The following is a 13,833-nucleotide window of genomic DNA, read 5'->3' on the forward strand; positions in this document are numbered from 1 at the left end:
CACGCACATCACTAGATTTGATAGCTTCTTTTATGGAGTTATTGCTTTTTTAACTAAACTAGTATTTAAATACTAAACTTTATTAATGAGTGATTAAGCTTCTACAAAAGCTACATCTTCATCTTCCAAGTCACCAGTTTTTGCATCATAATAGTGTTTGTGACCTTCGGCGTCTGTAGCAAATCCGCCTTTAGTTTGAACACCATTTTCATCAAAATGCAATGTTTGACCGTTGATTTCTTGGTCACCAGTTACCACTTGACCATTTTCGTCAAAGTAATACCAATTGTCACCGTCAGCGATAAATTTATTTGTGGCAAGATCACCTGAATCTGGATCGTAAAAGTGACGGTTTCCTTCAGCGTCTGTCACAAAGACACCTTTAGCTTGAAGACCATCTTCAGCAAAGTAAAGTTTTTGACCACGGATAACTTGTGAACCTGTTGCCAAGTTACCATTTTCGTCAGCATAGTACCAGTGATTATCACCTGTTGTGAAGAAGTCACCAACAAATTTTTCACCAGATTTGGCATCGTAGTAACTACGTGTACCATCTTCATTTGTCACAAAGATACCTTTGGCTTGGACACCATTTTCATCGAAGTACAATTGTTGACCATTAATAGTTTGAGCACCTTTAACCGCTACACCATCTTCGTTGAAGTAATACCATCCACCATTGATAAGAGCGAATTCAGAAGCAACCATTGCACCTGAGTCACCTTTGAAGTAACGTGTATTACCATCTTTGTCTTTAACAAGTTGACCTTTAACTTGGTTACCATTTTCATCGTAGTATTGGTAATCTTCACCGATTTTAACAAGACCACGCGCCATAATACCGTCTTTACCGAAGTAACGCCAGTTAGTTACAGTTTTGGCAACACCATCAACTGTTTCAGTTGTGTTGAAGGCATAGTAATGACCACCTTCATAACGGCTACCTGTTTTACCGAAGTAGTATTGGTTTCCTTCTGCATCTTCGTAGATAGCGTCACGAATTTCAATACCATTTGGCAAGAAGTAATAAGTTTGACCGTCGATTTCACGCATACCAGTTACCATGTGACCATCTTCGTCAAAGTAGTAATGGTTTCCGTTGTAAAGAACGAATGAAGATTTAGCTTGGTAACCACTTGTTGAGTAGTAAGTCATCCCTTTACCATCATAGTAGAAACCAGTTTGAGCTGAATCTGATGTCATTTGTTTTGGAAGGAATGCGCCGTTTTCGTTAACAGTGAAGTATGTACCTGTTGCTTGATCGTTAAGAACGTAATCAGAACCTTTGCCAAGAATGTTTGTTCCGTTGAAGTATTCAGCTTTCCAAACTTTAATCTTAGTTGATGGATCGATTTTCTTACCGTTAGAAATCATAACACGTTCAAAGATTGATGGGTATTTTTCTTGAAGGTATTCTAAGAATTCACCACCGTATTGTGCTTGATAGTCTTTACCACTACTTTTAGTGTTTGCGGCATAAGGTTTGTTCTTAATTTGAGCACCTTCGCGTTCTTCACCGTAGTCGTTAACACGTGTTGCTGTTACGATTTCTTCACCTGGAAGAGCGTAAATTTGGTCTGGAACCCAGTCAGCAATGACTTGAATACCTTTAGAGTGAAGGGCTTTGATAGCATTTCTAAGGTCTTCTGCTGAACCGTATTTATTGTTTTTGCTCATTGCCAAGTCATAACGGTCGCTGAAGGCATAACCATTTTGAATGATTGAGTCAAGGAATGTACCATCAGTTGATGACACGTATTGTGGTGCCAATTCAAATGATGTGATACCCCATGATTCGAACAAATCAGCATTTTCAGCAATGACTTTGTTAGTGTATTGTGAAGGGTCTTGAACAAAGTCTTGGAAGTTTGAGAATCCTTCAAAGATTACTTGTGAATCAAGAGCTGCTGAAGTTTCGTAAGTTAATTTGCCTTCTTCTTTAGCTTCTGTGCTTGCTTTCACACGGATATCTTGGTCAGCAGATGCACCAACTGGTACCCAAACAGTAAGGAAACCGTTCATATCAACTGTTTGGAAGCCTTTGATTTCATCACCTGTGAAGTAGATAAATCCGTTTTCGTCAACCAATTTAGTGATATCAGTATCAGAATCGTTAAGGTAAGCTTGTAATCCGTTATCAGTTGGTGAAAGCAATGGACGGTAGTATTGACCTGCGTGGGCAATACCAACTTGGACAGCAATTTTATCAGAGCTATTCAATTTAAGGTTTGGATTGTTAGAAATGATTGTCACAATACCTGAAGTTGGAACAGATTCGTCAGTTGCTTTTTGTTCAGCTGTCATGATACCTTTACCAAAACGAACTGATGTCAAAACGCCACCGTTAGCGCCATCAGGGTATTGAACGTTCATTGCTTGACCACCAGCTGCGTATTTAATACGTGATTTAAGAAGAGCTGTGATTTGATCATAGTATGGAGATTTAACTGCCATGTATTGACCATTATCAGTGAACAAGTCACCATAGTAAACACGTGGAACAGATTCCATATTTGTCAAAAGCAAAGCGTATGCTGCTGGGATATTGAAGTGAGTGTATTGTTTATGAACGCTGTTCATATCAGCGTTATAAATTTCGAAGGCTTGTTTCAATTCATCAAGTGTGAATGTGAAACCATCTGTTTTAGGATTGATTTTACCAGCGATGATTGATGCGATAATACCTTGTACTTCACTATCGTGTGCACGAACAAAGGCATATGATGGCATTGTATCACCATAAGCGCTATCTACAGTACGGTCAGTCATACCAAGATCATTGTGAATCAATGATTCTAGGCTAGTACGGCTACCTTCTGGACGAGTCAAAGCATCAAGGAATGCCATACGAAGACCGTTATCGATAGCAAGTGCTGCACCATTTGTATCGTGGTTGTAATCAGGGTCGTTAAAGCTCCAAGCTTCAAGGATAGAAATGTGAGCAAGTGCTTGTGCTTCTGTTTTGTTAACACCGTAAGCTGCTTCGAACAAGTCTGTGTAAAGTTGTAGAAGGTCAGCATCGACGTTATCTACGGCATCGACACGAACACCATCAAAGTTAGCGTCAGCATCACCAAAGACGACTTTACCCCAGTTCATAAGGTAGTAAAGTTGGTTCAATTGTTCAGCTTGAACGACTGGGTTTGAGTTATCAACGTCGTTTGCAAGCAAGAAGTCATAACCACCTGTACGGTCAGCTTTGTGGTAATTTGTTTGACCATTTTGATAAGTAGGTGCGCGGTTAAGAAGACGGTAGTCTGAATTAGCCCATTCAGTTAAGTCACTGTTAACGTAAAGAAGGGCACCACCTTGCAAGTGGTCAGTGTCACGATCTTCTGAGTTCATGTTCCATTTATCTTGTGTTGAAACAAATGAAGCAATGATTTCACGCAACCATTCAGCGTTACCACGACGTGTGATTTCTTGTTCAATTTTAATTTGAATAGCTTCTGCAGCTACGTTCAAGCTAGCTTGACCATCTTCAGCAGAATATTTTTTATCCAAACCAAAGTATTCAGACATATGGTTAAGGTAGTTCACTTGTGTATCAACATCAGGCCACCATGCCATTACCAATGGACGGAATGTTTCTTCTGTTGAATCTACCCAGTTTTCACCATTTTCCAAAACTTTAGTAGGACGATACCAAGAATTAGCTGTTAAATAACCATCAACCAATTCAAAGCTTTTTTCTGTTGAATCGTAAGCTTGGTTATTTTTTGAGAAGTTATCGACAAGATCTGTCAATCCTTCTGTAAATGAGTATGTTGATGTAGATGACAAAGCACCTGTTTCAGCATCAAAGTAAAGCAATTGACCATTTACAGTGATTGCAAAGTTTTTCTTAACTGTACCATCTTCTTGAACATAGTAGTATTTACCATCAATTTTTTTGATGTTATCCAAGCTCAATTGGTCAACAGCTGCTTTTTCAGCGTCTGTTGCTTCTGCTGCTTTGTTTGTTTTGTCATCACGCACTTCTTCGTCAGTAGCTTTGTGTGAATCATCTGATGGGTTAGTTTCAGAAGTTTCACTTGTTTCTGTTGAAGTAGCTTCTGAAGGTTTAGTTGTTTCTTCAGATGATGCTTCTGTAACTGAGCTTTCTGTAGCCTTGTCATCAGCTTTTGCAGCTGTAGCATCTGTTGTTTTTTGTGAATCATCGGCAACTACTGTTTCTTCTGTTGATGAAGCTTCTGCTATTGCTTCTTGTGCTTCTGTAGTTGTGGCAGAAGTTTCTGTCTGACTACTACTTGCACTAGTTGCTGGCGTATCACTGCCTCTTGTAACTGCAACAGCATTTGTTTCATCGGCAGAAACAGTATGTGTTGTAGTAGCAGCTCCTGCAACTGCTCCAACTAATACGAAACTTGCAACAGCAATGGTTACCCATTGTTTTTTAACTTTGTGTAGCTTATAGCGAATCTTGTTTTCCATAAATCCTCCTAAATAAATTCCATAAAAAGACTACACGAATAGTTTACTCGAAATTACAAATGGGTTAATTCTTTTTGCATATGTGATGTTTCGGCTTTCAATTCTGAAATTCTGTCTAACATTTGCTGTGCAATGCTATGACATTCAAGAAACATCATGATTTCTGCGCATTTTTCCATTGTCTGAAGACCTGATAAATTCCCTGTTTTAAACAAGTAATAACCTCTGCAGTACTTAATAGCATTGCGAATGAACAAATCGGTTTCATCTTTTTTCAAATTATCAGCGTAATTCAGCAGTTTAAAGGCTAAGGAAAAGCGACTTCTTTCAATACAAACGTTAATCACATTGAACAACATCTGATTGACCAGGCGGCGATTTTCAGGAATTTCTTGATAGAACTGCGTGCGGTTAATCATTTCACAAGCAAAAGTTTCAACCAAGTTACTTGTCATCAATGAGGCACTGTAAGTGAAAAGCCAGAGCTCATAACGCCCCCATTCTTCAACTGAAAACAGGTAATCTACCAAGAATTGAACGTCCTTTTTTGCGACCTTTTCTTTCTTGTCACACTGCTGCAAAACAGCTTTGACAATGATTGTATTGAGTTTGTAAAATTTTTGGTTTGGTGATGAAGCTTCAAGTTGCTGACATTTGACTAGATAGTGTTTTAGGGTTAGTGTATTTTTTTCAATGTAAGCCTTAGCCACTTCATCTTGAAAAAGCAGTGTTTGATTTTGTAAGTAATTCCTACAAACACACTGAAATTCTGCAATAGAGACATTCATATTCTCCAAACACTGATAAAGCGTATCAGCGTTAATATTACTAACACCACGTTCAAAACGTGATAACTGCGCGATGGAAATAACCTCCCCAGCTATTTCCTTTTGCGATAAGCCTTTTGATTCTCTCAAAAGCTTAAAGCATTTTCCAAAATTATTTTCCATGATGTATCCCTTTCCATAAAAAATAGAACATCATCTATATTACTCCATTTTTAGGTTTATGAAAAGATATTTTTTGTATGTTTTCAAGAAAATTTCAGAAAAGTTACAATTATCATTCGATTTTTGCATCATTGCAAAACATTACTTTGATAATTGAAATTATTTTTAGTGAAAAGGTAGTCAATAAATAAAAAAGCCATTTCAAAAAATGAAATGACTTTACCAAATAAACGGAATCAAACGATAACGAACTTTTTCTTGATAGTCCTGATAGCCTTTTAAATACTTTTCAAGTACAACTTCTTCATTTCGAATACGCTTGACAATGAGGGGAATGTAAAAAAGCAAGATTATAAATGACAAAAGAGAACCTAAGACAAGTCCCATAGATAAAAATAGCAATAAAGTAGCCCCATACATAGGGTGACGAATAATACCGTATAAGCCAGTATCAACCACCTTCTGCCCTTCTTGAACCCCAATCGTCCGAGCTAGGTAAGTATTTTCACGCAAAACCTCAGCATATAAGCCATAGGCTAGAAGAAAAACGACTGATGCATAGTAACTAACACTAGGGGATAACCGCATCCAATTAAAGCGAAAACTAAAACCTGCTAACAAAAAAGCCAACAGAAACATGAGCGCACTCCATTTTATAACTGACTGCTGCTCTTCTTCACTTTCTTTAGCATCTAACCGCTTTTGAAGCAAGCTTGGATTAAGAAATATCATGACTAGCCCTGCGACAAACATTGGGATAAAGAGAATGGCTAACAACAGCCAAGCATTCCAAAAACGTAAGCTCCCCGCTGAAAGAAATAAAAGCATAGCGACAAGCAAAAATCCTAATAAAAATTTGCTAATAGCCTGAATAAAAAGTTTTTTACTCATTTATCTCACCTCATTCAACTCAAATAGGCAATCCAAATAAACAAAAGCGCATAAAGTCAATTGTACCATGTGCAACCATGGCTGATGCAATATCTCGTTTTCTCTGCAGAAAGGCAAAAACTAGACCAAAAATGAGAAGATATAAAACAACCGATATCAGCCATTCAAGCAGACCAGATAAAAAGCCATTTTTAAAACACTCCACTGTATGGGGTAAAATATGCGGAATAGTCATCATAACATAAGCTGTCAATTCTTGTCCTTTCGACTGCAACTTCTGACCAGATACCATGGATAAACAAAAAGCATAAAAAGCAGTCCGATATGCAATTTCTTCAATAATAGCAGGACTCAAGGAAAGCAAAAAGGCTTTAAAAACGCTGGATGGCTGAAGGGGATTACTTCCTAACATCAACAAACAATTAATAGCACCCCAAATGAGTCCAACAAATATGCCAATACCAATACTGGTTGCTACACTTTGGCCAGAATTTCCCTTAAACCATTTCAAGGCTCCCTTTGTTTTTTGAGCAAAAACACCCATCACAGCACAAGCCGATAAAAAGACAAGGACGATATTAAATATCGACAAAGGTGTTAGATGAATCAGTTCTGACAAAATATACAAGCCACAAAGCCCGCCAGAAATAATCAAGTGCTTAGGCTGCAAGTAACGATAGTATTTCCAAAGAATAAAGCTATCAATCACAAGAACATAAAACTCTAAAAGAAGCCAAACAAGCTGTTTTTGATTAAGTATTAGACTACCTAGCCAAAAAAACAGCAAATATATCAAAAATGATAGCCATACTCTATTTAATTTCATATTTTCTTTTTTCATAATTCTCTTCATCGTGATTATTAATTATAGTTATCATATCATATTTAAAAATCTTTTACCCAAATTGAGTAAAAGATTTTTTTATTTTATAAATGCTTCTAATTCTGTCACATAGGCTGCCGTATTATCCGCAAAATAACCACAATGTGGGTAGCCTTTTCGAATAACCACATCAACTTTTGGAAGATATTTTTTAAAAGCTTTTTTAGAAACGCCGAGATCAAAATCTTTCTCGCCATATTCTAAATGAAGTTTGCTTTGTTGTTCTGCTGTTAACAGATGTAAATCATAATGGCAACAAGCGTGGCAAATAGCATCGATTTCCTGGTTGGTAATTCTATCAAAATTTTTCGTCATCAACTCAGCCAAATCATTACCATACATTCTAATAAGAGATTGTGATGCTGCTGCGCCAGATTTTTTTAGTGCTCTTTTCTTTTGTCTGAAAAGAAGGCGCGTGATATTTTCTAACAGCCAAGCATTTTTCTTCAAAGCAACTCCATCAAACCAAGCGTGCTCAATTATGAAGCATTGGTCATTAAATAATCGCCATCCAACAGCTACACCAAGCGAAGCACCGTAAACTAACTTAATATCGAAATATTCTTTTTCGACAAGATAATCTTTCAATTGCCGATATTCATCATCAGCGCTAATATAACGTCCTGCTTTACCATGACCACCTTGGTCAGGTGCGATAATGCAATAATCACCTTTCAAATAAGGTTTCATCAACTGATACAAATTCTCACCAGATATCATCATCGGTGCTAAGAGGATTACCTTAGGATGTTCAGGATTACCAAATTCATGGATATACATTCGCCATTCACTTCTTTCCCTAACTTTTTAATCTTTATTTTTCAAGAGCAATAAGCCATAAATACCTAACAAAACATAGGCAACAAGCGACGTTATCAAGGCAATTTGTGGATACTGATTACTTGTTGAAAAACAGAAAGGAATACCGCATAAATCAATGACAAAGTGTAAAATGATTGGCAGCCAAAGGTTACGCGTCTTAACATAGACACTTCCAAGATAAACACCAAGAGCCATTGCCCAGACAGTTTTACAAATAACTGTTCCAAGTGGTTGTCCAAGTGCCCCAAATATATGACCAAAACCAAACAAAAAAGAGGTAATCAAAATAGCATATAATGCTGCGTTCTTGCTATTTTCAAAACAATTTTCTAAAAGATTTTGCAATAACCCTCTCAAATACACTTCTTCTACAACGGCCACACCAATATAATAAATAATCCCTTCAACTAAAACACGCCAAAAGGACGGTTGATTATCAAATGGTGCTAAGCCAATGCAAAAAGTAATTGCTACAGCTAGCGTCGCAATCACAGCTGGTAAGCCAAATCTTTGTAAACCTGAAAAAAGACCTGATTTTTGTAAACCAAACTTCAATGATTTAATCCAAAATTTTTGGCACAACCAGCAAATAAGCAAGGCTAGAATAAAATTTAGCATCAATGTAAAATACATAGGATTAATATCTTTAAAAGTTATTTGACCTAAAAAAGCTGCAGGTAGGGCTGAGAGCTCCATAAAAGCCATTAACAAAGTTAAAATAAGCACTTTCATTCTTGGTAGCTTATATATCATCGTTATCTCCTGATTCTAAGTGTCGCTGCCACAACTATTTTCATTAAATTTTCAAAACATTTTTATTATACGTTACCTGAAAATGCATTTCAAGAAAGAAATCAAAAAGCCTCAAAGAAATTCTTTAAGGCTTTAGGCTATATATTCTATTCAAAATAAATATCTGTTGTACCGAGACCATTATCAATGTTGAGTTTCAACAATGGCAATGTTTCATCTGTTGCTGGATTACCATGCGTGTTAACGGTACCGAGACCATTATCAATATTGACTGATACTCTAAATTCTTTTGGAACGTAAACTTGCAGTTTACCTAGACCATTATCGATATCAATCGTAGCACCCGATTCATCTAAACTTGTGCCATTAAGATAAACAATCAAACTACCTAGGGCATTTTCAATTTTACCATGTCTTAAATCATTCACAGACATATAAGCTGTTCTTTCACCAAGACTATTGTCTACTGTAAATGTCCCGTCAGCATCCGAATATTCCTTAGAATCTGAAATATTACTATAGATGTACTTGCCTCCAAAATCATGACGAACATATACCTTCTTACCAAAAATCATAGAAAGACCAACTCCAATCAAAATAGAAACCAAAATGATGATAAACGGAGATACCATACCAATCCCAAGCAAATCAGAGAATAAACAAGCAATAATACCAAGTGGGAATGTCACACCAAGAAAACTTCTTTTACCGATACCATTCACAATGATGAAGTAAGCTAAAATGACTATCAAAGCAATTTTCATCATAAACTTCAATGACGGAAATTCAGACAATACTCCCATTTTATTAAGTAATAACATCACAGCAAATAAAATCAATAATAATCCAGTAATAATTGAATTAATTCTATGTTTTTTCATCTCTTCAACCTCTTTTCGTCCATAATTTCAATTAATGCCTTAATATAATTTCTTGATGCATACGCTCTTTTAGTAGAATGAGTAAAGGATATCTCACTAGCACCAGTAATATTCTTCTTTATGCCAGAAATCCTGACGGTATTAACGATAGTTGATTTCGATACCCTGATAAAATCCCTTGGAAGAAGTTCTTCCAATTCATATAATTTTCGCCTTGTTTTGTAAATGTCCGTTGACGTGTGTATCAGAATGTAGTTACCATCAGATTCCATGAAAATAATGGACTTAAGCTCTAAGAAATGCTCAACATCATCTTGAAAAGCCGATAAACGAAGGCTGCCAGAAGATTGACTGACCAAAGTCTTTTGCAGCTCCAAGATATCATCTGTCAACTCTTTACAATGAATGGTAATGTAATCTTGCTCCAGAGAATCATCGACATCAATGGTGATTTTCACTCCTCCAACCCTCCTTTTGATTATAGTAAAACACACTTGCTATTAATTAGCAATAGTTTGGGACAAGAGGTTAATTTTTGGTGATGAAAGGTAATTGAAAACAAAGGAAAAAGCTAACCAGATTTGGTTAGCTCAATTCTTCGATAAAGTTCTGTATTCTCTGCGTGGCTAGTTCCTCTCGAGACATGCCACGCAATTCATCACAAGTCACCCATTTATAAGCAGAGGTTTCACCTTCTTGTAAAACAATACTATCCTTATCGACGTCTGTATGACAAAGATAATTGACATAATAAGTTTGATGCCTTTGGTGTAAGACGCGCCCTACTTCAACAAAATCATCTGTCACGATTCCTGTCTCTTCACGCAATTCGCGTTTGGCACACTCTAAAGGACTTTCATCTTGCAAAGCTGAACCACCAGCAGTCGCTTCCCACATACCACCAAGATTTTTTCTTGAATCTCTCTGAGTTAGCAAATAAGTCCCATCTTGATGCCTCACGATAACTTCACTCACCAAATGATAAACACCCTTTGGAATCTTTTTCCCACGAACCAAAACTTGACCACCGATAACATTCAAATGCGCATCATAAGCATCCCAAAGTTCCATTTCAAACCTCCTTTATTCCAGACAAATACTGTTAATAAGCTTTGATATTATACCACTTGATTTGATAAATTCAACTAAAAAACCACCTAGAAGATTTTCTTCTAAGTGGTTATATTATTCACCTCTCAGCAACCTCATCACATCGTCGCTTTCGCTCCTTGCTCTGAGACAGCTATCACAGGGGTAGTACTAAAGACTTTTTTTGCGACTTCGTCGCTAAAAATCTAGTACTACTCCCACTCAACTGTTGCTGGTGGTTTACTTGTAATATCGTAGACGATGCGGTTAACGTGGTCAACTTCATTTACGATACGAACAGAGATTTTTTGAAGAACATCCCATGGGATACGTGCAAAGTCTGCTGTCATACCGTCGATTGATGTGATTGCACGGATTGCGATTGTGTAATCGTAAGTACGTCCATCACCCATAACACCAACTGAGCGAACACCTGTGTTAACTGTGAAGTATTGCCAGATATCACGGTCAAGACCAGCTTTAGCAATTTCTTCACGAAGGATAGCATCAGATTCACGAACTGTTTCAAGACGTTCTGCTGTGATTTCACCCATCACACGGATAGCAAGTCCTGGTCCTGGGAATGGTTGGCGCCAAACGATTTCATCTGGCATACCAAGTGCTGTACCAAGCGCACGAACTTCGTCTTTGAAAAGTGTATTAAGTGGTTCAATCAATTCAAATTGCATGTCTTCTGGAAGACCACCAACGTTATGGTGTGATTTGATTGTTTGGGCAGTATCTGTACCTGATTCGATAACGTCTGTGTAAAGAGTACCTTGGGCTAAGAAGTCAACACCTTTAAGTTTGCTTGCTTCGTCGTCAAATACACTGACAAATTCATTACCGATGATTTTACGTTTTTTCTCTGGGTCATCAACACCAGCAAGAAGGTCCAAGAAACGTTTTGAAGCATCGACACGAATGATGTTCAATCCGAATTTACCACCAAGCATGTTCATAACTTGGTCACCTTCTCCTTTACGAAGAAGACCGTGGTCAACGAAGATACATGTCAATTGATCACCGATAGCGCGTTGTAAAAGAACACCAACTACTGATGAGTCAACCCCACCTGAAAGTCCCAAAAGAACTTTACGATCACCAACTTTTTGACGGATTTCATTAATTTGCAAATCAATGAAGTTATCCATTGACCAATCACCTTTAGCACCACAGATGCGGAAAGCAAAGTTACGTAAAATATCGTTACCATATACTGAGTGACGAACTTCTGGGTGGAATTGGATACCATAGATGTTTTTCTCAGTATTTTCAATTGCTGCGTAAGGGCAATCAGCAGAGTCCCCAACCAAATGGAAGCCTGCAGGAATTTCAGTAACGGCATCACCATGGCTCATCAAAACAGTTTGTTCTTCTGGTGTTTCAGCAAAAAGTTCTGATTTTGCTTGCAAACGAAGTGTTGATTGACCGTATTCACTGTGACCAGTTTGACCGGCTGGAACAACTTTACCACCAAGTTTGTCAGTCAACAATTGCATACCATAACAGATACCTAGAATCGGAATACCCAATTCAAAAATTTCTTCATCAATACCAAAAGCATTGTCAGCATAAACTGAATTTGGACCACCTGAAAGTACGATACCAATTGGGTTAATTGCACGAACTTCGTCTGCTGTGATTTTGTGGCTTCGTAGTTCAGAGAAAACACCAAATTCACGGATACGACGAGCAATCAATTGGTTGTACTGGCTACCATAGTCAAGAACAATGATTTTTTGAACATCGTTCAAAGTAGATTTGTCAGTCATTATTACCCTTTCTATTAACGTCAGCCCCTTTGGCTAACAGTGTTCCCTTTAATTGTAGCATAATTTCTAGCATTTAGCAGTAGATTTTCGGTATCTAATTAAAATTAGCAATTTAACAACTATTCTCATAATTATATAATCAGATAAAGCGATTTCTGCACTTGATTTTAGAAATTTCAGCTGCTAAAAAGCCACGATTTCTCGTGACTTCTATTTTTAATCAATAATCTGTTCCATGCGTGTTTCTTGCGGTGTCATGCCTTGGCGTTCATAGAAACGAACTGCTGATTTATTAGCACTCCAGACATTCAACGTTAAGTTGTAACAACCAATCTCTTTGGCATACTGCAAGGCAAACTGATATAACTGCTCACCGATTTTTTGCCCACGCGCAGCCTCATCCACACACAAGTCATCAATAAAAAGTGTCTTTCGTGGCACTTTTGGCGCTGACGATTGCTCGATAACGGTAAACATATGCCCAAGAACTTGTCCCTTTTCGTCTTCATAGACAAAAATCGGACGATTATCATCAGCTATCAACTCAGCTAATTGGGCTTCCGTATATTTGACACCCTTTTCTTGGAATAAATCAGGTCTAACCTTATGGTGCACCAAGAGAACTTGCTCTAGTAAATCAATCAGTTTTGATATATCACTTTCTTTTGCTCGTCTAATCGTCATATCAGTCTCTCCTTCTTACAACTTACCGTCCCATTCTGCGTAGAATTCTTTTAAGAATTCTTCCAAAACAGCGTGGCGGTGCTCAGCCATTTTTCTAGCGTGGCTTGTGTTCATCAAGTCTTTAAGTTTAAGCAATTTTTCATAAAAATGCATGATTGCTGTGTCCTTGCCATTACGATACTCCTCAGCAGTCAAATGTTCACGGGCAGTCATGCTGGGGTCATGAATAGGACGGCCTTTACTTCCTGAATAAGCCATGCAACGCGCAATACCAATCGCACCAATAGCATCCAAACGGTCAGCATCTTGCACAACTTTTCCTTCTAAAGTTGCTGGAATACTGCTTCCATCTCCTTTAAAAGACATGGTATTGATGATTTGAATAACGTGTTCGACGTCTGCTTGAGAAAGTTGCCGCTCAACGAGCCAAGCTTTTAAATTAGCTAGAGCTTGCTTAGGATCATCATTTAACTTTTCATCAGCCATATCATGCACCAAAGCAGTCAACTGACAGATAAAGCTATCTGCTCCTTCTTTTTCGGCTAATTCACGCGCTGTATTTCTCACACGAACCGCATGCCACCAGTCATGTCCACTAGATTCAGCATGCAATTTATCATAAACAAGCTTTTCAGCCCTTTGTAAAATATCATTTTTATCAGTCATAAAAT

12 protein-coding genes are annotated in these 13,833 nt (G+C 37.6%); all 12 read right to left on the reverse strand.

Going from position 1 to position 13,833, the window contains the following annotated elements:
- Positions 1-93: 93 nt before the first annotated feature.
- The 12 genes from JG537_RS04610 to JG537_RS04665 all read right to left on the reverse strand — a co-directional run bounded on the left by JG537_RS04610 (position 94) and on the right by JG537_RS04665 (position 13,828).
- Positions 94-4,434: a glycoside hydrolase family 70 protein gene (locus JG537_RS04610; protein ID WP_199544012.1), complete on the reverse strand. Its 4,341-nt coding sequence runs from the start codon at positions 4,432-4,434 to the stop codon at positions 94-96.
- A gap of 53 nt (positions 4,435-4,487) precedes the next feature.
- The gene (locus JG537_RS04615) at positions 4,488-5,384 is read right to left on the reverse strand and encodes a helix-turn-helix domain-containing protein (protein WP_132869350.1); all 897 of its coding nucleotides are present in this window, start codon (positions 5,382-5,384) and stop codon (positions 4,488-4,490) included.
- A gap of 219 nt (positions 5,385-5,603) precedes the next feature.
- Positions 5,604-6,275, reverse strand: a complete 672-nt coding sequence (locus tag JG537_RS04620) for a methyltransferase family protein (RefSeq protein WP_199544014.1) — start codon at positions 6,273-6,275, stop codon at positions 5,604-5,606.
- Positions 6,276-6,294: 19 nt separating this feature from the next.
- Positions 6,295-7,116 carry a CPBP family glutamic-type intramembrane protease gene (locus JG537_RS04625; protein WP_199544015.1) on the reverse strand — a complete coding sequence of 274 codons (822 nt, stop codon included), beginning with the start codon at positions 7,114-7,116 and terminating at the stop codon, positions 6,295-6,297.
- An 81-nt stretch (positions 7,117-7,197) separates the two neighbouring features.
- Positions 7,198-7,938, reverse strand: coding sequence for an alpha/beta fold hydrolase (locus tag JG537_RS09730; RefSeq protein ID WP_246454305.1), 741 nt, complete (start codon positions 7,936-7,938; stop codon positions 7,198-7,200).
- Between the two features lie 27 nt (positions 7,939-7,965).
- Positions 7,966-8,733, reverse strand: coding sequence for a CPBP family intramembrane glutamic endopeptidase (locus tag JG537_RS04635; RefSeq protein WP_199544016.1), 768 nt, complete (start codon positions 8,731-8,733; stop codon positions 7,966-7,968).
- A 146-nt stretch (positions 8,734-8,879) separates the two neighbouring features.
- Positions 8,880-9,614: a LiaF transmembrane domain-containing protein gene (locus JG537_RS04640; protein ID WP_246454307.1), complete on the reverse strand. Its 735-nt coding sequence runs from the start codon at positions 9,612-9,614 to the stop codon at positions 8,880-8,882.
- On the reverse strand, positions 9,611-10,072 hold the full coding sequence (locus tag JG537_RS09735; protein WP_132869085.1) for a LytTR family DNA-binding domain-containing protein: 462 nt from the start codon (positions 10,070-10,072) through the stop codon (positions 9,611-9,613). The genes JG537_RS04640 and JG537_RS09735 overlap by 4 nt, the downstream gene beginning before the upstream one ends.
- A 127-nt stretch (positions 10,073-10,199) precedes the next feature.
- Entirely contained in the window at positions 10,200-10,685 is a 486-nt protein-coding gene (locus tag JG537_RS04650) for an NUDIX hydrolase (RefSeq protein ID WP_132869084.1), read from the reverse strand.
- Between the two features lie 230 nt (positions 10,686-10,915).
- Positions 10,916-12,478 (reverse strand): glutamine-hydrolyzing GMP synthase, encoded by a 1,563-nt coding sequence (gene guaA, locus JG537_RS04655; protein WP_132869083.1) that lies wholly within the window; start codon positions 12,476-12,478, stop codon positions 10,916-10,918.
- A 216-nt stretch (positions 12,479-12,694) separates the two neighbouring features.
- Complete coding sequence (locus JG537_RS04660) at positions 12,695-13,162, reverse strand: GNAT family N-acetyltransferase (protein WP_132869082.1); 468 nt, start codon at positions 13,160-13,162, stop codon at positions 12,695-12,697.
- Positions 13,163-13,177: 15 nt separating this feature from the next.
- Positions 13,178-13,828 (reverse strand): HD domain-containing protein, encoded by a 651-nt coding sequence (locus JG537_RS04665; RefSeq protein WP_132869081.1) that lies wholly within the window; start codon positions 13,826-13,828, stop codon positions 13,178-13,180.
- Between the last annotated feature and the right edge of the window lie 5 nt (positions 13,829-13,833).

The organism is Streptococcus vicugnae, assembly GCF_016461705.1.
Taxonomy (GTDB): Bacteria; Bacillota; Bacilli; order Lactobacillales; family Streptococcaceae; genus Streptococcus; species Streptococcus vicugnae.

Coding starts and splice junctions, on each gene's coding strand:
- JG537_RS04610 (WP_199544012.1), bottom strand. CDS start 4,434: ATGGAAAACAAGATTCGCTATAAGCTACACAAAGTTAAAAAACAATGG.
- JG537_RS04615 (WP_132869350.1), bottom strand. CDS start 5,384: ATGGAAAATAATTTTGGAAAATGCTTTAAGCTTTTGAGAGAATCAAAA.
- JG537_RS04620 (WP_199544014.1), bottom strand. CDS start 6,275: ATGAGTAAAAAACTTTTTATTCAGGCTATTAGCAAATTTTTATTAGGA.
- JG537_RS04625 (WP_199544015.1), bottom strand. CDS start 7,116: ATGAAAAAAGAAAATATGAAATTAAATAGAGTATGGCTATCATTTTTG.
- JG537_RS09730 (WP_246454305.1), bottom strand. CDS start 7,938: ATGTATATCCATGAATTTGGTAATCCTGAACATCCTAAGGTAATCCTC.
- JG537_RS04635 (WP_199544016.1), bottom strand. CDS start 8,733: ATGATATATAAGCTACCAAGAATGAAAGTGCTTATTTTAACTTTGTTA.
- JG537_RS04640 (WP_246454307.1), bottom strand. CDS start 9,614: ATGAAAAAACATAGAATTAATTCAATTATTACTGGATTATTATTGATT.
- JG537_RS04650 (WP_132869084.1), bottom strand. CDS start 10,685: ATGGAACTTTGGGATGCTTATGATGCGCATTTGAATGTTATCGGTGGT.
- guaA (WP_132869083.1), bottom strand. CDS start 12,478: ATGACTGACAAATCTACTTTGAACGATGTTCAAAAAATCATTGTTCTT.
- JG537_RS04660 (WP_132869082.1), bottom strand. CDS start 13,162: ATGACGATTAGACGAGCAAAAGAAAGTGATATATCAAAACTGATTGAT.
- JG537_RS04665 (WP_132869081.1), bottom strand. CDS start 13,828: ATGACTGATAAAAATGATATTTTACAAAGGGCTGAAAAGCTTGTTTAT.